This is a genomic window from Clostridium sp. KNHs216 (assembly GCF_006714885.1).
GTDB lineage: Bacteria > Bacillota > Clostridia > Oscillospirales > Acutalibacteraceae > Caproiciproducens.
The window spans coordinates 78,837-101,019 of the sequence record NZ_VFMF01000001.1 but is presented as its reverse complement, the minus strand read 5'-3'; the positions used below and the strand labels follow the sequence as shown (position 1 = coordinate 101,019).

The 22,183-nt window shown below is 47.9% G+C and carries 25 protein-coding genes; 3 read left to right on the top strand and 22 right to left on the bottom strand.

Annotated features, from left to right (window positions below; all coding sequences use genetic code 11):
- Positions 1–50: 50 nt before the first annotated feature.
- Positions 51–1,166, bottom strand: a complete 1,116-nt coding sequence (locus tag LY85_RS00490) for an HD-GYP domain-containing protein (protein ID WP_038323842.1) — start codon at positions 1,164–1,166, stop codon at positions 51–53.
- A gap of 214 nt (positions 1,167–1,380) precedes the next feature.
- Here LY85_RS00490 and fliD point away from each other — a divergent pair, with 214 nt between their 5' ends.
- From fliD to LY85_RS00475, 3 genes are read left to right on the top strand one after another with little or no spacing between them, the layout of a single operon-like run.
- Complete coding sequence (gene fliD, locus LY85_RS00485) at positions 1,381–4,065, top strand: flagellar filament capping protein FliD (RefSeq protein ID WP_141825060.1); 2,685 nt, start codon at positions 1,381–1,383, stop codon at positions 4,063–4,065.
- A 40-nt stretch (positions 4,066–4,105) separates the two neighbouring features.
- A complete protein-coding gene (locus tag LY85_RS00480; protein WP_038323839.1) occupies positions 4,106–4,495 on the top strand; it encodes a flagellar export chaperone FliS in 390 nt (129 codons plus the stop codon).
- 23 nt (positions 4,496–4,518) lie between these two features.
- Positions 4,519–4,965 (top strand): hypothetical protein, encoded by a 447-nt coding sequence (locus LY85_RS00475; protein WP_141825059.1) that lies wholly within the window; start codon positions 4,519–4,521, stop codon positions 4,963–4,965.
- A gap of 81 nt (positions 4,966–5,046) precedes the next feature.
- Here the strand turns inward: LY85_RS00475 and LY85_RS00470 are convergent, their stop codons facing one another.
- The 21 genes from LY85_RS00470 to LY85_RS00370 form a co-directional block, all read right to left on the bottom strand.
- A complete protein-coding gene (locus LY85_RS00470) occupies positions 5,047–5,532 on the bottom strand; it encodes a chemotaxis protein CheD (protein WP_141825058.1) in 486 nt (161 codons plus the stop codon).
- Positions 5,529–6,188, bottom strand: a complete 660-nt coding sequence (locus tag LY85_RS00465; protein ID WP_243122437.1) for a chemotaxis protein CheC — start codon at positions 6,186–6,188, stop codon at positions 5,529–5,531. The genes LY85_RS00470 and LY85_RS00465 overlap by 4 nt, the downstream gene beginning before the upstream one ends.
- 50 nt (positions 6,189–6,238) lie before the next feature.
- Complete coding sequence (locus LY85_RS00460) at positions 6,239–7,726, bottom strand: FapA family protein (protein WP_141825057.1); 1,488 nt, start codon at positions 7,724–7,726, stop codon at positions 6,239–6,241.
- A gap of 36 nt (positions 7,727–7,762) precedes the next feature.
- Positions 7,763–8,467 carry a flagellar hook-basal body protein gene (locus LY85_RS00455; RefSeq protein ID WP_141825056.1) on the bottom strand — a complete coding sequence of 235 codons (705 nt, stop codon included), beginning with the start codon at positions 8,465–8,467 and terminating at the stop codon, positions 7,763–7,765.
- Positions 8,468–8,493: 26 nt separating this feature from the next.
- Positions 8,494–9,225, bottom strand: coding sequence for a flagellar hook-basal body complex protein (locus tag LY85_RS00450; RefSeq protein WP_141825055.1), 732 nt, complete (start codon positions 9,223–9,225; stop codon positions 8,494–8,496).
- Positions 9,226–9,244: 19 nt separating this feature from the next.
- Positions 9,245–10,018, bottom strand: a complete 774-nt coding sequence (locus tag LY85_RS00445; RefSeq protein ID WP_243122436.1) for a FliA/WhiG family RNA polymerase sigma factor — start codon at positions 10,016–10,018, stop codon at positions 9,245–9,247.
- Positions 10,019–10,067: 49 nt separating this feature from the next.
- On the bottom strand, positions 10,068–12,128 hold the full coding sequence (gene flhA / locus LY85_RS00440) for a flagellar biosynthesis protein FlhA (RefSeq protein WP_141827908.1): 2,061 nt from the start codon (positions 12,126–12,128) through the stop codon (positions 10,068–10,070).
- Between the two features lie 2 nt (positions 12,129–12,130).
- The gene (flhB, locus tag LY85_RS00435; protein WP_038323831.1) at positions 12,131–13,192 is read right to left on the bottom strand and encodes a flagellar biosynthesis protein FlhB; all 1,062 of its coding nucleotides are present in this window, start codon (positions 13,190–13,192) and stop codon (positions 12,131–12,133) included.
- Between the two features lie 39 nt (positions 13,193–13,231).
- Complete coding sequence (locus tag LY85_RS00430; RefSeq protein WP_038323829.1) at positions 13,232–13,996, bottom strand: flagellar biosynthetic protein FliR; 765 nt, start codon at positions 13,994–13,996, stop codon at positions 13,232–13,234.
- Between the two features lie 48 nt (positions 13,997–14,044).
- Positions 14,045–14,311, bottom strand: a complete 267-nt coding sequence (gene fliQ / locus LY85_RS00425; protein WP_038323827.1) for a flagellar biosynthesis protein FliQ — start codon at positions 14,309–14,311, stop codon at positions 14,045–14,047.
- Positions 14,312–14,345: 34 nt separating this feature from the next.
- The gene (gene fliP, locus LY85_RS00420; protein ID WP_141825054.1) at positions 14,346–15,140 is read right to left on the bottom strand and encodes a flagellar type III secretion system pore protein FliP; all 795 of its coding nucleotides are present in this window, start codon (positions 15,138–15,140) and stop codon (positions 14,346–14,348) included.
- The gene (locus LY85_RS00415) at positions 15,079–15,519 is read right to left on the bottom strand and encodes a flagellar biosynthetic protein FliO (protein WP_141825053.1); all 441 of its coding nucleotides are present in this window, start codon (positions 15,517–15,519) and stop codon (positions 15,079–15,081) included. The genes fliP and LY85_RS00415 overlap by 62 nt, the downstream gene beginning before the upstream one ends.
- Before the next feature lie 33 nt (positions 15,520–15,552).
- Positions 15,553–15,915 (bottom strand): response regulator, encoded by a 363-nt coding sequence (locus LY85_RS00410; protein WP_141825052.1) that lies wholly within the window; start codon positions 15,913–15,915, stop codon positions 15,553–15,555.
- Positions 15,916–15,950: 35 nt separating this feature from the next.
- Entirely contained in the window at positions 15,951–17,069 is a 1,119-nt protein-coding gene (gene fliY, locus LY85_RS00405; RefSeq protein WP_141825051.1) for a flagellar motor switch phosphatase FliY, read from the bottom strand.
- A 19-nt stretch (positions 17,070–17,088) separates the two neighbouring features.
- A complete protein-coding gene (gene fliM / locus LY85_RS00400; protein WP_038323822.1) occupies positions 17,089–18,087 on the bottom strand; it encodes a flagellar motor switch protein FliM in 999 nt (332 codons plus the stop codon).
- A 57-nt stretch (positions 18,088–18,144) separates the two neighbouring features.
- Positions 18,145–19,008, bottom strand: coding sequence for a flagellar motor protein MotB (locus LY85_RS00395; protein WP_141825050.1), 864 nt, complete (start codon positions 19,006–19,008; stop codon positions 18,145–18,147).
- A gap of 69 nt (positions 19,009–19,077) precedes the next feature.
- On the bottom strand, positions 19,078–19,947 hold the full coding sequence (locus tag LY85_RS00390) for a motility protein A (protein ID WP_141825049.1): 870 nt from the start codon (positions 19,945–19,947) through the stop codon (positions 19,078–19,080).
- Positions 19,948–20,002: 55 nt separating this feature from the next.
- Complete coding sequence (locus LY85_RS00385; RefSeq protein WP_141825048.1) at positions 20,003–20,200, bottom strand: flagellar FlbD family protein; 198 nt, start codon at positions 20,198–20,200, stop codon at positions 20,003–20,005.
- Between the two features lie 72 nt (positions 20,201–20,272).
- Positions 20,273–21,127 (bottom strand): flagellar hook-basal body complex protein, encoded by an 855-nt coding sequence (locus LY85_RS00380; protein ID WP_141825047.1) that lies wholly within the window; start codon positions 21,125–21,127, stop codon positions 20,273–20,275.
- An 82-nt stretch (positions 21,128–21,209) separates the two neighbouring features.
- Entirely contained in the window at positions 21,210–21,614 is a 405-nt protein-coding gene (locus LY85_RS00375; RefSeq protein ID WP_141825046.1) for a TIGR02530 family flagellar biosynthesis protein, read from the bottom strand.
- Positions 21,615–21,653: 39 nt separating this feature from the next.
- A complete protein-coding gene (locus tag LY85_RS00370; protein ID WP_141825045.1) occupies positions 21,654–22,178 on the bottom strand; it encodes a flagellar hook capping FlgD N-terminal domain-containing protein in 525 nt (174 codons plus the stop codon).
- Positions 22,179–22,183: the final 5 nt, after the last annotated feature.

The window sequence follows — 22,183 nt, the reverse complement described above, 5'->3', positions numbered from 1 at the left end:
TGATACAGAGAGGGCATCAGACCATGGTCTGATGCCCTCTCTGCTTTTGTTTAATAATTTTCCGCCGTTTTTACATCACAGATATTTTCAACAACAATATTCTGTACATCGCGCTGCATGCATAAATCCATCAGGACATCCGGCTTATTGAAAAGACGGATCACCGGTCTGGACGGATTATAATCGTTTTGTTTGACAATAATGGCAAGTTCTCCGTTGCTCAGCTTGACGCAAGAGCCAATCGGATAAGGGGCGACCTTGTTCAGAAACGCCCGTACAATGGCAAGGTCGAACGCGATGCCGCTGGAACCCATGATATATTCAATCGCTTCCGCCGGGGTCGACGGCTTTCTGTATGGTCTGAACGAGGTTAAAGCATCATAAACATCGGCCACGGAGATAATCCTTCCGAACAAAGGAATATCGTCGCCGGAAAGGCCGTTGGGATAACCGGTCCCGTCATATTTTTCATGATGCGTAAGCACACCGGCACAGATGACATTGTTGGCCAGATGGTGCTTTAAAAAAAATTCCGCTCCCTTGGCGGGGTGCTGCTTGACAATATTGAACTCCTCCGCCGTCAGTTTGGAGGGCTTTGCAATAATGGAAATAGGTACCGCCATTTTTCCGATATCGTGAAGAAGGGCGCACAGACCAAGGTCATACAGATCCTGTGTTTTCAGTCCCAGCTCCAGTCCAATGGCAATGGAAAGAATGGAGACTCCCAAAGAATGGTTATATGTATAATCGTCATACATCTTCAGGTTTGCAATACTGATTTTAGCCTCTACGTTACATCTTAATGAGTTGACAAGCTTTTTGGAAATATTCATCGTCTGGTTGATGCTGCTGACGTTAATTTTCTGTGCTACCTGGTTGAACATGTCGTATACCTGATGGATATTGCTGAGGGCTTCCTGCCGCAGTTCCCTTTTGACCGGCTGCCTGGCATGTGGCTGCGCCGTGGTGATCGTTCGTTCTTTCTCCTGATCGGTATGAATATAAGCGCCAAGAATATCGAATTCATGCAGTTTTTCAATATATGCCTGTGTTAACATCTGCCCGCATCGCAACATAATGATTTTTGAAGTGATGCTGTTAAACAGATAAATATCTCTGTCCAGGATCATTCCCGCCTTCAATTTGTCAATCGGAACAAAAGTCATATTCTATACCATCCCCTTTATATCTTCAAATTCGGATCAATTGTACCTATGCATCCATATCATACCATATTACAATATATATCGTCAAAAGAAAGTGGTTCTTTAAAGATAATTTTATGATCTTTTATGCTTTTGCTAATTTTTTAGGCTTTTCATACGATATATAAGACAAAGAGGTTGATGTAGAAGGCATTTTCTGTCAGGAGGTAAATTTATGATCAGTACAGCGTCATCGAGTCTTGCATCTTCACTGAATGCAACGGCAACTTCGTCCAAGCGTATGAGCGGTTTGGTATCCGGGCTGGATACGGACACGCTGGTCAAACAGCTGACGTCGGGAACGCAGAGCAAAATAGACAAGCAGGGACAATTAAAACAGATTGCCCTTTGGAGACAGCAGTCCTACAGGGAAGTCACTACAGCCCTGCAGGAATTTCAATCGAAATATTTTTCTTCGGCCACCAGCAGCTCCAGCATTCTGAACTCGGCCTTTTTCAATTCAACATCCATCAAGAACACATCTTCCTTTTTAAATGTGAGCGGAAGCGCAAGCACCGCTAAAAATATGGTCGTGACCGGCATTACACAGCTCGCACAGCAGGCCGGTTTTGCTTCGAAACACAAGGTGTCGGATCAGACGATTTCCGGCGCCGTAAACGAGGTCTGGCGGCCGAGCACGGTTGCGGGCTCCTCCATTACGGTCAATTATGACGGTAAGGATTATCAGCTTGCCCTTGACAGTGATTTTACGCTGACAAGCGGCGATAGCGCCGCTCTCAGCAAGGTTACGGATGCTCTGAACGCAAAGATCGCCAAAACCGACAAGCTTGCCGGTAACGTAAAATTTACCGTTAACGAAGACGGAAAAGTCACCCTGACGAAGACAGGCTCTTCCAGTGCGGATATTAAAATAACAAGCGGAAGCGACGGCCTTTTAAAAGGCCTTGGCTTATCGAAGGATACCTCCGGCAGCACCGCGATAGAGGGCGGCGATACCGATACGGACAGCTTCTTTAAAAGCACGCTGGCTGCAGGCTCCACGCTGGATATCAAAATCGGGGAGAATACCTATACGCTCAGTATCCCCTCCAACACGTCCATCTCGTCGGACGATTCGCTCGGCACCATGTCTGTGAAAGCCATTCTGGAGGAAGCGATCCGCTCCAACTCCGCTTTAAAGGATAAGCTGAGCGTGGACATTACTGACGGGGTCGTTTCTTTCAGCAGTTCAGCCGGGGATTTAATCATCACAGGCGGAAGTCAGAACCTGCTGCAGGGCCTTGGCCTGAAGCAGGAGGACGGTTCCATCGCCGCCTCCGGTACCTACAACCGTGAAAAGCTGGTAAGCAGCTATCTGGGCGATTCCCTTTCCGGTTCCACCCTGACGGTCAGTCTGGACGGCGTCGACAAATACATCACTTTCAAGGAAAGCGAAAAGAGTCAGTATTCCACGCCTGCCGATTTAGCCACCTATATTCAAAAGAGCCTGACGACCTCCTATGGCAAAGATGCCGACGGAAACAACAAATTTCAGGTTTCTTATGACGACACCACAAAAAGCCTGAATTTTAAAGCGGCAAGCGGTACCTCTGTGATTGCGATTGAATCGAGCGACGTGTCCGGCGTTTTGGGAAAAACCGGAGCGCTGGGGATTTACGCGGGTGAAACGAACCGTCTCAACACCAACAAGGACCTGGAAGACGTACAGGAAAATCTGAACGCTGAAACTCCTTTGAAAGCATCTTCAGACGGTACTTACGGTATTACCATCAACGATAAGACATTCACCTTTAAAAGCACTGATACCATTGACACGATTATGAAAACCATCAATAACGACGCGCAGGCCAACGTAACCATCACTTACTCCAGTGTCAACGATACGTTCAGCGTAGCCGCCAAGAACGGCGGCAGCGGCAGCCGCGTGGACATTGCAAATGTCGGAGACGGCAACCTTGCCACTGTGCTTTTCGGGACTGTGCCGACAAAAGACGAAAATGGAAACTACGTTGAAAATACCAGTGAATACACTCTGCAAAAACCACAGGATGCCAAAATGACGATCAGCTTTGACGGCAACCCGGCAAACGCGATTGAAATCACAAGAACGGAAAACAAGTTCACACTGGACGGCGTCGACTTTGAATTGCTGGCAAAAACGGACACCACCGTTTCCGCAGAAAAACCCATTACTTTTTCCGTCAACAACCAGACGGATGATCTGTACGACAAGATCAAAAGCTTTGTAGAAGATTACAATGCGATTATCAAGCTGTGTAACGATAAGGTCAGCGAGCGCAAGGATACGGACGAAACCTATAATCCTCTGACGGACGCGCAGAAGGCGGACATGAGCGAGGATGAAATCAAGAACTGGGAAGCAAAGGCGAAAAAAGGAATCTTAAACGGCGATTCCATTTTGAGCAACCTCAGCACCGATTTGCGCAGCTCCATGACGGATCAGGTCGCGTCGATGAAAGCGGCTCTTTATGAGATCGGTATCTCGACCAAAGCCAACGATTATTCCGCCAACGGCCAGCTGACAATCGATGAAGACACTTTGAAGAACGCTTTAAACAACAATCCGGACAAAGTAGCCTCCCTGTTTACCAGCGAAGACGGCATTGCGGCCCGGATGCAGAGCGTCATCGACAAAAACATCAAAACCACCGGCGGCGACGGCATCTTAATTGCAAAAGCCGGTGTGGACAACAGTACAAAGGTAGACAACAGCACCCTGACAAAAGAGGTAACCGATTATAACACGAAAATCAAGGAGCTGAAAACGCTTCTCGCAACGCAGCAGGAGCAATATTACGCGAAATTTACCCGTCTGGAACAGTATCTGAGCAACATGAATTCCCAAGCATCTTTGTTCCAGACCAGTACCTCAAGCTGACAGCCTCGATAGAATCAAACCCGCAGGAGGATGAAAAATCATGCAGAGCAATCCCATTATGCAGTACAAGGAGCAATCCATCAACACCATGTCCAAGGGAGAACAGCTGGTTACTTTGCTGAACGAAGCGTTAAAGAACCTCCATTACGGTTCGATGATGCTGAAGGACAAGAACTACGCCACGGCTGAAAAGTGTACCGGAAAAAGCAAGAATATTTTCAGCTACCTCTCTTCCGTATTGGACTGGAATTATGAAATCAGCCATGATTTATATGATCTGTACTATTTCTTCAATCAGGAGATCATCAAAGCGGAAGTCAGGCGCGACGCCGCTGTGCTGGATGAATTGGTACCGCTGGTGGAACAAATGAGGGATACGTGGGAAGAAGCGGAAAAACTGAGCCATATCAATAAAAACAGCGGGGTTTGACACCCTTGCCCTGCGGAGGACTTATGTCAACAGAAAATATCATTGCCTGTCTTGACCAAAAAGTGATCTTACTGACTCAAATCTGGGACCTGACGAAACAAATTGAACTGCGCTGCATGCAGGACGATATTCAGCTGGACGGTCTTTTGGAACAGCGCGGCGTGTTTATTGAACGGATCAATAAGTGCAACGACCTGATTGACCGGCTGGCCGCAGAACTCCCGCCGGAGCAGCGGGAACGCATGACAAAGCTCCTGAACGGGAACGTAACGCAAGCGGACTGCGGCAGCGAAGAGGAACGGCATATCCTGGAGCTCTCCAAAAAGTATCATTTCATCCTGCAGAAAGCGGCCGTGCTGGATCAGTCCGCCCGCGATAAACTCCGGAAGCAGTGCGACGAACTCAGAGAAAAAATCAATCAGGGCCGCCGAAGCGAAGGACAGGACGGCATGTTTCAAAACATCAAATAAATATTAATAAAAAAACAAAGGTTTTCTTTCAATCCGCCTGGAAGAAAACCTTTGTTCTTTTGTCCATGATGTTCCTTCGCATTAATATGTCTTGATCCCATTGGAGAAGGATTTGACCACCATTCTGCCGTCCTCTGTATAAAAATAGACTGTCCTTCCGTAGTTCAGTCCCGTATCTTCCGCACAAATCCTGATTTGCAGCTTACTCAGGGTATTTTTGACCTCCGAAATATTGCGCTGGCCAATATTGCCGAAACTGGAATCATCCGCAACCTCAAACATCTTTGCTCCCCCGGCAATCTTAGCCGTTATCCGCCGGCGGTTGCAGCCCAGCTTTTCCATTTGAAGGAGCATTTCCGGAATACAGGTGTCCGCAAAGCGGAAGCGATTTTCTTTAGGATTGTTAACCGGGTAGGTTGGAAGCATGATATGTCCCAACCCCCCTACTTTCATCACCGGATCGTATAAACAGATCCCTACACAGGAACCAAGCGCGTAAGTCACAAGCGAGTCCATACTTTTGGCAACCTTCATATCCGATATCCCGATCGTAAACGTTTCACTCATAGTTGAATACCTAACTTCTCCATTAATCTATTCAGGGACTCAATAGAAGGCACCAGCAGCATGTTTGCCGTAACATTGTCGTTGCCGCTTAAAAAGTCATCTTCAATAAAAATAATTTTATCTGAAACAGAACCCATTTCTATGGCCGGTACGCTGAGGATAGCGCCGACCATATCCACAGTGATTGCGGGCACAGTGGTTTTCAGGTTCATTTCCGAAAGAGTTCCGATAGAACCCGTATACGACGCGATCATGATATTTCCAATCTCTGAAATGGCGGAAAGCTCCATATCGGACAACCGGTCACAGCTGACCTCCTGAACGCCCAGCAGGGAAGTCAGGATGGACTTTCCGAAATCCTGCTCTATGATGAACATCATGATTCCCTCGATGTCGCCCTTCAGCTTTGATAAAATGCCGATGACGACGTTTTCCGGGCCGCCCAGCAAATTCGCAGCTTCTGAGATATCCAGAATTTTGACGACCGGCGTCATCATGTTTACTTCCGTGTCCAGCATTTTCGCCAGGGATGTAGCGGCATTTCCGGCCCCGATATTACCGATTTCTTTTAAAACATCAATGTGCATTTCATTCAGTTGCTCAAGCTTTTGAATGGACATGACAAACTCCGTACCGCCGCACTTCGGCCGTAGCAAAAAATAAGCATCCAGTATGCGGTTTTATTTGGAAGCTTATAAAAAGAAAATCAGGGCAGGTCGGAAAGAAGGACCGGGGCGGAAACAATTCCTTCCGGACCCGCGTAGAATTTTGTATTGCTGTAGTCATTGTTGATATTCATGATAAATGGCCCGATCGTCATTTTTGTGCCGATATAGATAATGCTTGTCCCAACGATTTTGTAGTCCGACAGTTGGTTCTTGGTTTCTTTCAGCTTCTGGATTTTCGCATCGATGGCTTTGATCGCTTCCCCCATCTGGATTTTTTTCATTAAGGCGGCCTTCACCATCAGATTTTCTCTTCCCGAATCGTTCCTGCCGCCCAGAGAGGTCAGCTCTGCAAATTTTTTCTGAAATTCCTCGAATTCATTCTGAGCCTGTGCACGCTGGTGTTCCAACTGTTCCAAACTGTTTTCTTCTTTTCCGATTACGAGTTTATCGTTAAGCTGTTGAGACTGAATCGACACCGACGTCGTCGTGTAAGACGGCGCTCCGATACTTTTGACAACCATTTTCTGCCCGGCCTGATAACTGCCGCCGATCAGGGAAGCTCTGCGCCCTTTCAAAATGATCGAGCCCTGTACGGTCGCCTTGCAGTTCATCAGGATATCCGCGTAAATATCATTTTCAGAAATTAAAATCGCATTTTCAAAATATTTGCCGACGATATTTCCGCCCGCTTTCAAAGTCCCCTTCCCCATTCCGTTCATCCCGTTGGAAATAGAGATGGTCCCCTGCGCTTCTATCGAAGCTCCCTCGGCCATTCCGCGAATGGAAATGTCTTTTCCCGCCTTGACGGAAAAGCCCTCTCTCACATCGCCCATAACCACCACCGAGCCAATCGCGTTGATGTTTCCGGAAGCGCTGTCCACATCGCCGCGCACATAAAAGACATCGCTGACATTGATGGTCGAGTTTTTGTACTCGATGCATCCGTCCAAACCGGCAATCAGACTCAGGCGGTCTTCCGAAACAACCGTGTTATTTCCCGTGGGCAGGGCCGGAAAGCGCCCCGGCTTAAAGGCAACCGACCGACTGAAAATATCCGTGCCGTCCGTACCGTCCTTCGGCGGCGTAATCGTACAGAGAACCGTATCCTTCTCTACGTTCTTAACAATCTCCAAATCGCGGAAGTCGATCGTTCCGTTTTCCCTTTCCTTTGGTTTATAATCCGTACTGGTGTTGAAGAAATAATCAATAAAGCCGTCGGTGCCGTCAACGGGATAGGTCCCCTTCGCGCAGAGCATCTCGGTATAGAACTTTTCCTCCTTACAGAAAAGGCGGATTTGCTCTTCGCAGATGCCGTAAGTGATTCCCTGCTGAGCCAAAGCGGGGCTGATATCCTCATAGGAAATTTTCTGTCCGGAATACGCCGGTTTGACTTTCAGGTACGCCGCCATATTGTCCATGGATACTCTGATATCGATCTGGGGCGGCTGCTCCTCTTTCACCGGTATCTCCTGATTCGCATTCTCTGCATTGACATTGGCTTGGTCTAAACCGGACTCTGTACTCATTTCATGACTCCTCCCCAGATTTTGAGGTAACCAGCTTTACCGCAAAGAATTCACAGTCTGCATGATTTCATCCGAAAGCTGCACCATTTTGGAATTAAACTGAAAAGCTCTCTGCATCTCAATAACGGAGGTCATCTGATCCGCGATATTCACTGCAGAATCCTCCAAATAGTTTTGTTTCATTTCCGGGTCGGTTACCGCGGCAGCCGCGCCGGAAAGGTTGCTCAGCTGAAAACAGGTATTCCCGGACCGGACAAGCCCGTCCTCATTTTTCACGGAGAAAACCCCAATGGCCGGAGTATCCTTTTCACTTTCCATGGCGATACGGCTGCCGTTGGCATCCAGCACATAGCCGCCGTCCGAAGAAACCAGATAACTGGTTCCGTCTTCCACCGAAAGATGGAAATTTCCGTTACGCGTATATTTTACTTCCCCGTTGGACTCCACCGCAAAATAATTGTTGGAGTTTACCAACGCGTAATCAAGGGCGCGTCCCGTCTGTCGAAGGCCGCCCTCGTTAAAGAGGGTGTCGGTTTTTTCCAGCTTTGTGCCGTGGCCGCTCTTCAGCTGACTGTCTGCTCCCGGTTCCGCGTGGATATTGGTATAAATCAAATCCGCAAAGGAGGCGCTGGAAGGCTTGTAGCCGACCGTAGACACGTTTGCAATATTGTTTGCCGTGACATCAAAGCCGGACTGCAGGTTAATGGCTCCGGTAGCCGACGTATAAAAAGAACTGATCATCGTTCATACACCCTTCCTGTGGCAAATTATATTTTGGCGATATTGGTGACGGCATCCGATAAAACCTGGTCGTACATTTTGATCGCCTGGGAACAGTTCTGCAAGTTGCGCTGAGCCGAAAGAGCATCCGTCATTTCCTCGGCGGCGTTTACATTGGAACCTTCGATCGTTTTCCACATGATATCCGGATTTTGCACCAGCGTTGCATTGGTACCCGTGAACATTCCGTCACCGGATATCCGAAGGTTATTATAATCGTCGAAATTATAAACGGAGATTTTGTCGACAACATTACCCCCGACCGTCAGGTTTCCCTGCGCGTCGGCGGTAAACTGGTCGGTACCGATCTGAATGGGCCCGTTCTGGCCCATCACGCGGCCGACATTGTCCAGTACAAGATAGCCTTCCGCATCCACGTTAAAGCTGCCGTTGCGTGTGTAGACCGTTCCGTTGTTCCCCTGTACCGCAAAGAAGCCCTCCCCCTGAATGGCAAAGTCCAGCGGACGCTCCGTACTCTTGAGGGTACCCTCGGAATGGATGACGTTGGTTTTATCCGCCGCCGTAATCAGGCTCATGGTGCCGATGGGCGTTTTCTGCGAATCGACGCGGTTAATCACCATGCTGCCGAATGTGGAGGTGGTGACTTCCTTCTTTTTATACCCCGGCGTTTCAATATTTGCTAAGTTGTTGCTGACGCCGGTCAGGATCCTGCTCTGTGTCAGCATCCCAGAACCAAGCGCGTAAAATCCTCTGACCATGGCTGTTTCCTCCTACATTCTATTGATTCAGGTATTCCGCCAGAGATTTTTTCAGCTTTCTCAGCGCGCTGGAATGAATCTGCGACACTCTGGAATCGCTGATTCCCATCACGCTGGAGATTTCCTTGATTTTCAGCTGTTCCTTGTAGTACAGCGAAATAACCACCTGTTCTTTCTCATTGAGCAGTTCGATATCCTTCGCAAGCACGGCCTGCAGCTCTTTTTCCGCCACAACCTGCTCCGGCCCGTGAATAGAGTCCCCCGACTGGCTGACCTGAATATTTTCAACGCCCTTTTCATAGATCATCTCTTCAAAGGAAAGCATATTGAGCACGCAGGTCTCCGCCTGCATCTTTTCATAGTCCGGCAGGCTGATCTGCAGAAAATCCGCGATCTCCTGATCCGTAGGATTGCGCCCCAGGCGGTGGTTGAGCATGTTTTCCGCCTCGCTGATATTTTTGGCAATACGTTTGAGCCTTCTGGGGAAACAGTCCTGTTTGCGTATGTAATCAATCATGGCGCCGCGCACTTTTATGGAAGCATAGGTTTCAAACTTCACCTTTTTTTCAAAATCAAATTTCTCCACAGCATCCAGAAGAGCGATCAGGCCTTCATTGACAATATCATCCATATAGTTGAAATACTGGTAGCGACCGACTGTTTTCAACGCTATGCACTTCACGATGTAGCTGTACTGAACAACAAGCATATTCCGCAGGTCGGTGTTTCTTGTCTGACGATACCTGGTCCATAACTCCACTGCTCCTATCTTCTCCGTTTCCGTACCCTTCACTGCAGTCGCCCCTCCTTTCAAGCTTAAAATTTATCATTGAATCTTTTATTTATTCCAAAGTAACATTGGCAACCGCCTGAATCTGGACATTGGAATTCAGTTCGTTAAACGAAAGGACCACCGCGTTGGGATAAAACTGTTCCAGCATTTTGCTGAAATAAATCCTGACCAGCGGGGAGGTCAGCACAATCGGGATATTGATCGCATCCTTCACCTTTGTGATACACTCCATCAGCTTGGAGATGATCTTCTGCGTGGACTGGGGGTCGAGCGAAAGATACGTGCCCTGATCGTTTTTGCTGATGGAATTGATAATCAGCCTCTCAACCTCGCTGTCCAGCGTAATCACCCTGATCTGGCCGCCGTCGGACCATTTGCGGGTGATCGTGCGCTTCAAAGCCTGCCGCACATATTCGGTCAGGACCTCAAGGTCTCGGACAGTGGAGGCGTTGTCCGAAATGGTTTCCAAAATGGTTTCCATATCCCTGATGGGAACGCCCTCCTTCAGCAGATTGCACAGGACCTTTTGAAGGCCGCCAAAGGTAATCTGGTTCGGGATGACGTCGTCCACGATGGTGGAACCGGTTTTTTTGATGTTTTCCAGCAGCTGGTTCAAGTCCTGTCTGGAAAGCAGTTCATGCGCATATTTCTTGACGGTTTCAGAAAGGTGCGTTACCACCACGGAGAGCGGGTCAATCACGGTATAGCCGTAAATTTCAGCCATTTCCTTTTTGTCCCGGGTGATCCACTTACTTGGGATGCCGTAGGCCGGCTCAATGGTTTCTATGCCGTCGATGGTCCCGGTAAGGTTGCCCGGGTCCAAAGCAAGATAATAGTCAACCAGAATCTCGCCGCGGCTGACCTCCTCGCCCTTGATCTTGATCACATACTGATTTGGATTCAGCGTACCGTTGTCCCTTAACCGTACGGCCGGAATGACGATTCCCATTTCCACAGCAAACTGCTTCCGGAAGGTAACCAGCCGTTCAATAAAACTGCTGCCGCTGTTTTCGTCGACCAGCGGAATCAGGCTGTAGCCGAATTCCATTTCGATGACGTCGATTTTCAGCAGGTCGTAGATATTGTCGATGTTTTTGAAATAATCCGTGTCGTCCGCCTGCTGCTGTGCCGCTGCGTGAGCCGTTTCGGCCTTGGCGGCCACAGCCGCCGCAAGCTCTTTCCTTTTCCGAAGGTTGAATCCGGCAAACAGCATACCGACCGCCACGATCAGAATCTGCGGGACAGGCATACCGGGGATAAAGCAAAGGCTGATCAGGGTACAGCCGCTGATGATCATAACGACGGGATGGGAGAAAAACTGCCGCGAAACGTCCATACTCAGGCTGGAATCGGACGCCGCGCGCGTAACGATCATACCGGTCGCGGCGGAAATCATCAGTGCGGGAAGCTGCGATACAAGCCCGTCGCCGACGGTCGCAATCGAATAGACATTCAGGACCTCCTGAAAGGTACTGCCGCCCTGAACCATGCCGATCACGGTACCGGCGATAAAGTTGATAAACGTGATGATGATGGAGGCGATCGCATCGCCCTTTACGAATTTGGTGGCGCCGTCCATGGCCCCGTAAAATTCCGCCTCGCGCTGGATATCCGTCCGGCGCTGGCGTGCCGTGGATTCATCGATCAACCCGGAGCTCAGGTCCGCGTCGATCGCCATCTGTTTTCCCGGCATTGCGTCCAGCTTGAACCTTGCGGAAACCTCGGAAACACGTTCCGCGCCTTTGGTAATCACCAGAAAGTTGACAATGACGATAATCAGAAAGATGATGAAACCGACGATGACATTTCCCTTTAGTACAAAGCTGCCGAAGGTTTCAATCACCTGTCCGGCTTTTCCGGACTGGGTAAGAATCAGCCTGGTCGAAGAAATGTTCAGCGCCAGGCGGAACAGCGTGGTTATGAGCAGCATTGACGGAAAGACGGAAAACTGGAGCGCGTCCTTCACGTACATGGTCATCAGTAAAATCATAATGGAGATCGTAATATTTATGATAAACATCATATCCAGTAAAAAAGGAGGCAATGGAATGATGATAAATCCGACTATGAGGATGACAAATATTGCTACGACATTATTGAGGACCTTCAATATCACCTCATCTCCTTTTTCAATGAATATACCCAGGCCATAATTTCAGCAAGAATCACATAATATTCCTCCGGAATTTCCCGGTTGACAGCAACCGTTTTGTATAAGGCCCTTGCGAGCGGCACATTTTCAGTCATCGGGATATGGTTTTGCTCTGCAATCTCTATAATTTTCAGCGCAACGTAATCCTGCCCTTTGGCAACCACAATCGGGGCGCTGTTTTTTTCGATATCATATTTAAGCGCTACGGCAAAATGGGTCGGGTTCCTGACGATCACATCCGCAGTCGGCACCTGCTGCATCATCCTCTGCATGGAGATTTTGCGCTGCCGTTCCTTGATCTGTCCTTTGATCTGCGGGTCGCCCTCCATCTGTTTGTACTCTTCCTTGATTTCCTGCTTGGACATTTTGATATTCCGCTCGTATTCCCACCACTGGTACAGATAGTCGAAGGCGGCGATCAAAATAAAAACCATGGAAAGCTGTATGACAATGTCCATGATGGAATTCAGGATGAACTGCACGGCATCGAAAATATCTTCGAACATCAGCTTCGTAAAATATTTTGCAATGTTCATGAACGACGAGTACAGGATATAGAAAATAACGGAAATTTTGAGCATGGCTTTGACCAGTTCGGTGACGGAACGGATGGAAAACATCCGTTTGATTCCCTGCAGGGGACTGATCCTGGAAAACTTCATTTTCAGGTTCTCTTTGGACACCTTAAATCTGGTCTGTGCCCCGGCAGCGATCACCCCGACCGCGATGGCGGTGAGCATCATCGGCCCGGCCAGTAAAAAAAGAGCAATCAGCGCATCTTTGGCCACATCCATTGCAAATTCGGCCGAAAGCGCCGGGATCGTCTTTATATAGGCAATGTACCGGGAAAGGAAAAGGGAAAGGGAATGATACATAAAGGGAAAAAGCATCTTTAAGATCAGAAAAAGCGACAGAATGGACAGTGCGCTGACTACGTCGCTGCTCTGAAAAATATTGCCTTTTTTTCGTTCGTCTTCCCTTTTTTTGGGGGTTGCTTTTTCGGTCTTGCTGCTGTCTGGCATATCATCCCCCCTAAAATCAGATCCGAACGGAACTGGAAGCTACAGCAATGACTGAAACACCTGATTGATATTGTCAAACATCAGTAAAATCAGTTTTTCAAGAAAAGATGCCAGAGGCGGCGCCATAATGATGATGATAACGAACCCGAGGATTACTTTCAGCTGGATATTGATGACGAAAACGTCAATCTGGGGAACAGCCCGCATCACCAGGCCCACGGCGATCTCGGTAATCAGCTCCGCCGCAAGGACGGGCAGAGACATTTTCACCGCGTACACCAGGATGAGGGAGAACATGTTGATTAACGGCTCGTACATGGCCGGCTCAAAATGGAGGGAACCGTAGGGAACCATGACGCACAGCTTCACAAAAATCTGAATCAGTGTCAGATGGCCGTTTACAGCGAAAAAGATTAGAATAAACATCGTATTGATAAACGACGCGGAAAGAGGCATGGACACGTTGCTCTGCGGGTCGTAAATCTTCGACATGGAAATACCGATCTGCATGTCCATATTTTCGCCGCTGATGAGCATAACCGACAGAAACAGCTGGATGATATACCCCACCATATAACCGATCAGCAGTTCTTTCAGCAGGCTGACGGACAGGACCAGAAAAGAAGGGATTTCCAGCGTCTGGGCGGGAACAAGGTGGTAGGAAAAAACCGAAAGCATCAGGGTGAGGCCGACTTTGAGAACAACCGGAAGATTTTTTCTTCCCAGAATGGGATTGAACAGAATGCAACCGGACATTCTCATGAAAATGAAAAGCAGAAGAGTAAAATCATAATTCAATTCCATTTTTCGTTTATGACCACACCTTCCTGCCATTCTGGAAAAGAGGCTGCTTTAGTTTAATTTTGTTATTAAGCTGAATATGTAGATGGTAAAATCATTCATGGTCTCCATCATCCACGGTCCCAGAATCACCAGAATCAGTGCGATGGCCACCAGTTTGGGAACAAAAGTAAGGGTCTGCTCGTGAATCTGCGTGGCCGCCTGAAAGATGGACACGATCAGTCCCAGTAAAACACTGGCAATCAGAATAGGCGCGGACAGCTTGAGCGCCGCAACCATTGCAGCCTGTATCACTTCCGTGATTTGCGATGTTGTCATGCCTGCATCCTCCCACAGTTATTTGAAAGCCAAGCTACATATTGAAGCTGGCCGCCAGCGTTTTGAACAGGAGTCCCCACCCGTCCACAAGCACAAAAAGCAGCAGCTTAAACGGCAGCGAGATCATTGCCGGAGGAAGCATAATCATGCCCATCGACATCAGCGTGCTTGCCACAATCATATCGATAATCAGGAAAGGAATAAAAAGCAGGAATCCGATTGTAAACGCCCGCTTCAGTTCACTGGTCATAAACGCGGGAATCACTACCGTAATCGACAGCTCGTCGACCGACTTGACCTCCTTCGCTTTGGAAAGATTGATAAACAGGTTCAAATCCTCTTTTTTTGTCTGCTTGAGCATAAATTTTTTCATTGGGACGGCCGCCTTATGCAGGAATTCCTCCTGCGTGATTTTCTGTTCTTTGTAAGGCTGGTACGCCTGCGTATTCACTTCATTCAGCACGGGATTCATGATAAAGAGCGAAAGAAACAGCGCGATCCCGATCAGAACCTGATTCGGGGGTGTCTGCTGCAGCCCCAGCGCGTTGCGAAGAAAAGACAGAACAATGATAATCCTGGTAAAGCAGGTCGTCATAATCAGAATGGAAGGCGCAAGGGCAAGGACCGTAAACATTTCGATAATTTCCAGAGTGTCCATTCCTTTGCCGTTCACATCGACATTGACGGACGCCGCGGAGGCGCCGACCGGGAGCAGAAAAATCAGCGCCAGAGAGATCGTAATCAGAATCAGAGCCTTTTTACTGACCTTACTTTTTTTCTTTTTTATCTTCGGAGTCTTCAGTTTTATCGGCTCTTCTGAATATTGCATCGCCTATTTTCACATCCCATCTGCTTTTCAGCGTCGAATTCAAAACATCAAGAAAGGTATCCTTCTGCAAAGATCCGGGGATGTTCAATTCCGTTTCATCCAGTTCTTTCAGAATCTCGATATTGTTGTTTGCAAAGCCTACCAGATAGTACCGTTTGCAGACTTTAATAATGACAAGCCCTTTGTCCTGCGTCAGGGCCACCCGCTCCAGTACCTTGATATTTCCCGATTTTGAAACGTTGTTGACCCTGTTTGCCATGAACCTGCTGAATGCATAGCAAAGATACAGCACAAAAACAATCGCAATCAGGGAAAACAGAAGCGGCAGGATATCTGAAAAAAAGCTGAGCAGCGGCAGGGCACCCCAAGCAAAGTTCAACACGGTTCCTCCTTTATTCAGCCGTCGGCGGCATCACCCTAAAATACCGTTGACCGTTTTCATAATGCGGTCCGGCTTGAACGGCTTTACAATAAAGTCCTTTGCACCCAGTTTCAAGGCTTCAACAACCATTGCTTCCTGGCCCATGGCGGAACACATGACCACTTTGACGTTTGCGTCCAGCTCCTTTAAATGCTTCAGGGACTCCAGACCATCCATGACGGGCATTGTGATATCCATGAGAATCAGATCCGGCTTTTCCGCAGCGTAGACGGTAAGAGCTTTTTCTCCGTTTTCCGCTTCGACGATCTCCGTATAGCCATTCTGCTGCAAAGTATTTTTAATCATCATTCTCATAAAAGCCGCGTCGTCTACCAACATAATTTTCTTGCTCATTTCCTGTTCCTCCTAAAATTACACCTAACGGCGTTTTATATTAATTTCATTATTTCATTATTGCTTAGCACTTCTGTAATTCTTACACCGTAAAAGTCGTCTACCACAACGACATCTCCCTTGGCGATCGGCTTGCCGTTCACGAAGATATCGACCTGAGAACCGGCTTGCTTATCCAATTCTACAATCGTTCCCGAAGTGAAATCCAGGATATCTTTGATGGGCTTCCTGATCCGGCCGATTTCTACGGTAATTTGAAGGGGAACGGACATAATCATGTTCAGGTTATTGCTCTGATCGCTGGTAAGGATCGAATCGGCTTCGTCAAAGCTTTGATAGGACATTCTTCCCACATTGTAATTCTGCTGATAACCCGGCTGCGGTTCCGGCTTTGCAGCGGGTTCCGGCACCGCCGTTTGTACCGGCTCCGGCCTTCTCGGCGCCGCCGGCGGCTGGGGGGCTCTGGGCGGTTCCGGCTGCGGGGCAGGTACCGACTGCTGCTGCACTGGCGGTTGCTGCACCGGCTGCGGGCGTTTTTCCTCCGGGGCCGGCGAACCGAAGCTAAAGGAGGAAATAATTTCTTTCGCGAGGTTGACTGTCATCAAGCTGATAAATTCACTGTTGACCAGGTCCCCGATCATCAGATTGAATTTAACGGCAACAACCAGTTCATCACTGTTGAAATATTTGCTTTTAAACTGTTCGGAATTATCGATCTGAAAGGAATTCGGCGGGGAAATATTGATCGCCATGTTCAGGAATTGGGAAAGCGCGGTGGCGGAGGCGCCCATCATCAGATTCATTACTTCACAAATGGCTCCGATACTCATCTCATCCATAACGAATTCCTGATCGGAATAATCGGTATGAAGCAGAAGTCCCACAATTACCTTTACATCCGACTCTTTCAGAATCAGGATGTTTTTTCCGCTCAGGCCGCTGACATAATTGATTTCGACCGCGACGGCCGGCTCCATGGATTCAAAATGGACCTCGGAGGAAGGCTGTATTTCAACATGCGGCGTCGTTATATTGACCCTCTGTTCCAGCATCTCCGAAACGGAAGTCGCAGACGAACCTAAACTGATATTCAGTATCTCCCCTATCGCATCAATTTCCATAGGAGAAAAAGTTTCTTCATTATTCGGCTCCATAGAAATCACCTTTCATCGTTTATTGCAGAGATTTGTCAATTTTAACTGCGTATTTTTTCTTTTTTGTTCCTATTACGCCGGTAAACCACGGCAAATCCTCCACTTCCAGGACAATAGAATCTTTATTTACCTGAGTATTGAGAGGAATCACATCGCCGACCTGCAGATTCAGCAATTCTCTCAGGCTGATTTCCGTTTTGCCCAATATTGCACACACTGTCAGCGGAGAGCTTTTCAGCCCATGCATAATCGCCGACTTGCGCTGGTGCTCCACCACGGGGTCATCTTTTTTCGGCGGCTTGACATACTTGGAATTGAAAAAGCGAAATACTTCTTCCAACGAGGAAGCAGGCAAACAGATATTCATATTTCCCTTCAGGTTTTCAAGGGTTATTTCGATTGCAACAATCGCAACCGCTTCATCCGGCTGTATGAGCTGAATTAACCGGGAATTGGTTTCAATCATATCCAGGGTATGATCGATTTCCATATAATTGTTCCAGGCATTATTTAAAAGAGGAGTGACCTGCTTAAACAGATATTCAAGCAGAGAAAGCTCAATGTCCGTATAATCTCTTTCTATCTCGTAGCCCGTTCCATTGCCGCCGAGCATGCGGTCCATGATGGAAAAGGAAATGGGACGCGACAGTTCGATCAATATTTGCTTATCGTCTATTTTATTTTCGGCATTGTGCATTCCGAAGATGGCTACCAATATGGAATCACCCAAAGCGTTGTTGAACTCCCGATACTCTTCCTCTTCGACCTGCAGGATCTCCATCTGACAGGTCGACCGGAGCATTCCGCCAAGCTGAAGGCTGAACATCCTCGAAAAATTATCGAAAACATTATCCAAAAGCTTCAGCTGTTCCCTTGTAAATTTTTTAGGCGACATGAAGTCGTACTCTTTTACCTTGGAAGCCGTCGTCTGTTCTTCTATTTCATTAAAATTAACATGACCACTCTGCAAATTGCCCAACAATTCATCAATTTGCTTCTGTGATAATACTTCTGCCATAAAACCTCCCATTCCCCGCACACAAGGCATACGGAAAATTTAATACTGTCAAGCTAATCATTTGCTGCTCACAGCACCTTTACTGTCAGCAGACCCAATGTCCTTATAAACCTCATCCAAAACGGAACTGACCTTCCCCGCTTTGGAAATATAAATTTCGACCCTTCTGTTTTTTGCCCGGGTGGCTTCCGTCCCGTCATGCGGTACGATCGGCCGGTATTCTCCGTAGCCCTCTGAAACCATTTTGGCCGGGTCAATTATATTTTTCAACTGGACATACAGCAAAACATTTTTTGCTCTGTCGGATGACAAAGCGCGGTCAAAAGCCTGTGCGGTGGTAGTGGTTGAGTTACCCGCGCGGGCGGTATGGCCATAGAAACGGATTTCGCCGATCTGGTCCGGAATGTTTTTAATTCCGTCACAGACAAAGTCCAGGATTTTTTTCCCATCATCTCGCAGTTCAGAGCTGTCTCCGTTAAAAAAGATACTGTTCTGAAAAGTCAAAAAGGTGTAATTTTCATCTTTATGTACCTGCACGGAATCCTGCAGGCCATTTTCATGGACATAATCGTTTAAATATTTGTACAGGCTGTCAAAGTCCGTGACCTGATCGCTTCCTTCACCGCTGCCGGCGCCTTCCCCCTGTCCGGATTCGGAGCTCACATTACTGGCATTGGCATCGGCATCAAAATAAGGGCCGCTGTCGGAATTCAGGGCATCCGACTGTATAGCCTGCTCCATAGCCGCGGTCGCCTGCTTATTGGTAGAGAAAGCTTTTACAAGCTTCTGCCACTTGGTGGCGTCCATGGTCGACATGGCAAACAGCATCACAAAAAAAGTCAGCAGCAACGTTACCATGTCCGCATACGTATCCAGCCAGTTTGGACCGCCGCCGCCGGGATCCGCTTTTCTTCTGGCCATTCTTTCACACCCCTGTATTTATATTAATACGCTGATACTCAGCTTCGGTTTCTTTGAATTTAAACAAGATTACTTCTTACTGCGTTTTGGCTTTTTTCCTTCGGGCACGCTGGGCGTGCTTTGAGAAGGACTCTGCCTCCTGCCGCCGGCTTCCATTCTCTTCTTTTCGCACACGTAAGCGTTCAGTCTTTCTTCTATATGCTTCGGGTTATCACCTGACTGAATCGCCATAACGCCTTCCACAACAATTTCCTTACACACCATTTCTTCATCATGACGCATATGCAGCTTGTGGGCCAACGGCGTCAATAACAGATTGGACATCATGGACCCGTAGAAAGTAGTCACCAGTGCCGTGGACATGCCCTGTGCCATTCTGGTGGCGCCGCCGTCCGCATTCATGTCCAGATTGGCAAGCATATTGATCAGTCCGATCAAGGTACCGATCATACCGAAAGCCGGACCGAAGGTGGAAAACTTTTCGTAGAACTGCCATGCATGGGAATGGCGGTCCTCCAGCCCGTCCAGTTCGTCGTCCAGGATTTCCTTGACTTTGATCGGGTCAATGGCATCCACGATCAGCATAATGCTGTTTTTGAGGAACGGGTCCTGCTCCTGATTGGCCTTATCTTCCAGAGAAAGCAGGCCCTTTCTTCTGGCTTCCTGCGCGAAATCCACGATCGTATTGATGTACTGTTGCGGATCGTACCTGTTCCGTGAAACCACTATTTTCATATGCTTCGGAATGTCTTTGAAATAAGTAATCGGGAATGCGATGACAGTAGCGGCAATCGCACCGCCAAAAGTAATTGCCATACTTGGTACGTCGATAAAGTTATTGATGGTAGACCAAACAACTCCGGCGGAAGGATCGAAAACAATTCCGAAAATAACCAATCCAAGGCCGGCGATCAGCCCTATGATACTGGTAAAATCCACATAAACACTCCCTTGGTAAAGACCCATATTACGGAAAATCCGTTATCAAGTTCATTTATAATTTAATCGTATCCTGAAATATCTGCCGATTGTACTGGATGATTTTATCGATGATATCCTGTCTTTCCTCCGCAACAAGAAAATATTTTCCCGTAGTCAGGGTGATTTTTGTTTCCGGAATATTTTCTATGGTTTCAATCAGATTCGTGTTCAAAGCAAACGAAACACCGTTTAAGCTGGTCAAATTTATCATCTCAATTCTCCTTTTTTAACTAACTGACCGTTTCTGAGGCCGCAGTTGACCTCAGAAACGGCAGTCATTAAATTATCTCTTTAAATTGACGAGATCCTCAAGCATTTCATCGCTGACCGTGATGATTTTTGAGTTCGCCTGAAATCCGCGCTCAGTGATGATCATCTGTGAAAATTCATTCGCCAGGTCTACATTGGAGGATTCCAGTGCACCGGTAACCAAGCTTCCGGTTGCGCCGCTGCCCGGAGCATAATAAGTGATTTTTGGGCCGGTTCCCGAACTTTCCGCATTGCTGACCGACTTTAAATAAGAACCGCCCTGAAGGGTAAGACCGTCTGGGTTCGGGATATTTGCCATCGCAATGGTGCCAAGCGTTGTCACGGTACCGTCCAGTTCTCCGGTGATTTTTCCATCGCTGCCGATGGTGATATTTTTATACTTATTGTAATCAGTAATCGTAATTATATCGGGTTTAGCAATTGCATTTGCTTCCTGATCAGTAGCGCCAGTGACTCCACAGATTAATTTCTGATTCCCGTCTACTAGATTGCCTTCACCATCAAACCCGATGGAACCCACCCTTGTGTAGAGGTAACCGTCTCCGTCCTTAACTACAAAATACCCTTCGCCGTCGATATAGCAATCTTTATCGTTCCCCGTGGTCGCCATACCCGAACGGGTATTAATGACATCCACCGTTGCGGCGGTAGAACCGTAACCAATCTGGGCAGGGTTTCCGCCACCGACGCTGCTGGCAGTGTTCGCGTTGGAAGAACCCGAAACTGTCTGATAATAAACGTCCCGGTAGGTTGTTTTGGAAGACTTAAATCCGTAGGTATTGACGTTGGCGATATTGTTGCCGATGACGTCCATACCGGTCTGGTATGCTTTTAATCCGGCTACTCCGGAAAACAATGATCTCATCATAAGTTTGATCTCTCTCTTTCTTTTTGAAACCGCATGAGCTTCTCTGTCAGTCAAAGCTCAATAACTTCCTCAAGAGGTCCAGTTATAAAATTACGGCTCCGTCAATATTTGTAAATACGTTTTCGCTCATTTCCCGGCCGCTCATGGTTGTTACCACCGTACTGCTGGGAACATTCACGATAAATGCAGTCTGCCCGTTTAAAATCAAAGCGTCTTTAATGCCTTTGGATTTTGCTTTTTCTACCGCGCCGTTGATCTGGGAAACGAGCTGCGGGGAAACCGGAATATTTCTGGAATCCATGCGCTGCAGTGCGTGTTTGGAAAAGGTAAGCTGCTGCTGTTCCACAGTCTTGCGGAAAAGCTGCCCGAATTCGCTGTTGCCCGGATCAGCCGCGCCGGTCTTCTGCGTATTTGTGCTGACGGGAGGCACCGTGTAATTCGGATTGATAAACGAGGAATAATTCTTTTTAAATTGAATGTCATCCATGACTGTGCTCCTAACTGTTTCGCCCTGTAAAAAGCGGGTTCAAACCGATTCTCCGCCCGTATCCGGTACATCGGGAGTATCCGGATCATCCGGATCGTCCGGCGTTTCGTCGGGTGGTGTTGCGGCATCCGGATTAACGACTTTCATGACGGAGGAAATATCATACGCCTTGCCGTTGACCACAAGGACATTGGAACCGGTAGCAAAGTTAACACTGTCTACAATGCCGGTATCTTCCTGATACTTTCCGTTCGTGTCATAACTTGCGACCACAACCTTTTTGCCGACAAGGGACGCCCCGTACTGCGTATAGGAAATCTGCGAAAGCTCCTGCATTGCCTGCAGAGCGGAAAACTGGGCCATCTGGGAAATATACTCCGTATTGTCCGTCGGGTTCATCACATCCTGATTGGCAAATTGGGCGGCCAGAAGCTGCAGAAAATCATTCAGGCCCAGCACAGATGAGTTTTTAGAAGCAGAGGTTTGCGAAGTGCCGGAAGCGGAACTGGTACCGGAAGTGGAATTCGTGCCGTAGGAATAGGCATTGATCTGATTGATTGCCAAACGAA

What these genes read in the sequence shown, in the direction of transcription:
- LY85_RS00490 (WP_038323842.1), bottom strand. Translation starts at nt 1,166, where the DNA reads ATGACTTTTGTTCCGATTGACAAATTGAAGGCGGGAATGATCCTGGAC.
- fliD (WP_141825060.1), top strand. Translation starts at nt 1,381, where the DNA reads ATGATCAGTACAGCGTCATCGAGTCTTGCATCTTCACTGAATGCAACG.
- LY85_RS00480 (WP_038323839.1), top strand. Translation starts at nt 4,106, where the DNA reads ATGCAGAGCAATCCCATTATGCAGTACAAGGAGCAATCCATCAACACC.
- LY85_RS00475 (WP_141825059.1), top strand. Translation starts at nt 4,519, where the DNA reads ATGTCAACAGAAAATATCATTGCCTGTCTTGACCAAAAAGTGATCTTA.
- LY85_RS00470 (WP_141825058.1), bottom strand. Translation starts at nt 5,532, where the DNA reads ATGAGTGAAACGTTTACGATCGGGATATCGGATATGAAGGTTGCCAAA.
- LY85_RS00460 (WP_141825057.1), bottom strand. Translation starts at nt 7,726, where the DNA reads ATGAGTACAGAGTCCGGTTTAGACCAAGCCAATGTCAATGCAGAGAAT.
- LY85_RS00455 (WP_141825056.1), bottom strand. Translation starts at nt 8,467, where the DNA reads ATGATCAGTTCTTTTTATACGTCGGCTACCGGAGCCATTAACCTGCAG.
- LY85_RS00450 (WP_141825055.1), bottom strand. Translation starts at nt 9,225, where the DNA reads ATGGTCAGAGGATTTTACGCGCTTGGTTCTGGGATGCTGACACAGAGC.
- flhB (WP_038323831.1), bottom strand. Translation starts at nt 13,192, where the DNA reads ATGCCAGACAGCAGCAAGACCGAAAAAGCAACCCCCAAAAAAAGGGAA.
- LY85_RS00430 (WP_038323829.1), bottom strand. Translation starts at nt 13,996, where the DNA reads ATGGAATTGAATTATGATTTTACTCTTCTGCTTTTCATTTTCATGAGA.
- fliQ (WP_038323827.1), bottom strand. Translation starts at nt 14,311, where the DNA reads ATGACAACATCGCAAATCACGGAAGTGATACAGGCTGCAATGGTTGCG.
- fliP (WP_141825054.1), bottom strand. Translation starts at nt 15,140, where the DNA reads ATGCAATATTCAGAAGAGCCGATAAAACTGAAGACTCCGAAGATAAAA.
- LY85_RS00410 (WP_141825052.1), bottom strand. Translation starts at nt 15,915, where the DNA reads ATGAGCAAGAAAATTATGTTGGTAGACGACGCGGCTTTTATGAGAATG.
- fliY (WP_141825051.1), bottom strand. Translation starts at nt 17,069, where the DNA reads ATGGAGCCGAATAATGAAGAAACTTTTTCTCCTATGGAAATTGATGCG.
- fliM (WP_038323822.1), bottom strand. Translation starts at nt 18,087, where the DNA reads ATGGCAGAAGTATTATCACAGAAGCAAATTGATGAATTGTTGGGCAAT.
- LY85_RS00395 (WP_141825050.1), bottom strand. Translation starts at nt 19,008, where the DNA reads ATGGCCAGAAGAAAAGCGGATCCCGGCGGCGGCGGTCCAAACTGGCTG.
- LY85_RS00385 (WP_141825048.1), bottom strand. Translation starts at nt 20,200, where the DNA reads ATGATAAATTTGACCAGCTTAAACGGTGTTTCGTTTGCTTTGAACACG.
- LY85_RS00380 (WP_141825047.1), bottom strand. Translation starts at nt 21,127, where the DNA reads ATGATGAGATCATTGTTTTCCGGAGTAGCCGGATTAAAAGCATACCAG.
- LY85_RS00375 (WP_141825046.1), bottom strand. Translation starts at nt 21,614, where the DNA reads ATGGATGACATTCAATTTAAAAAGAATTATTCCTCGTTTATCAATCCG.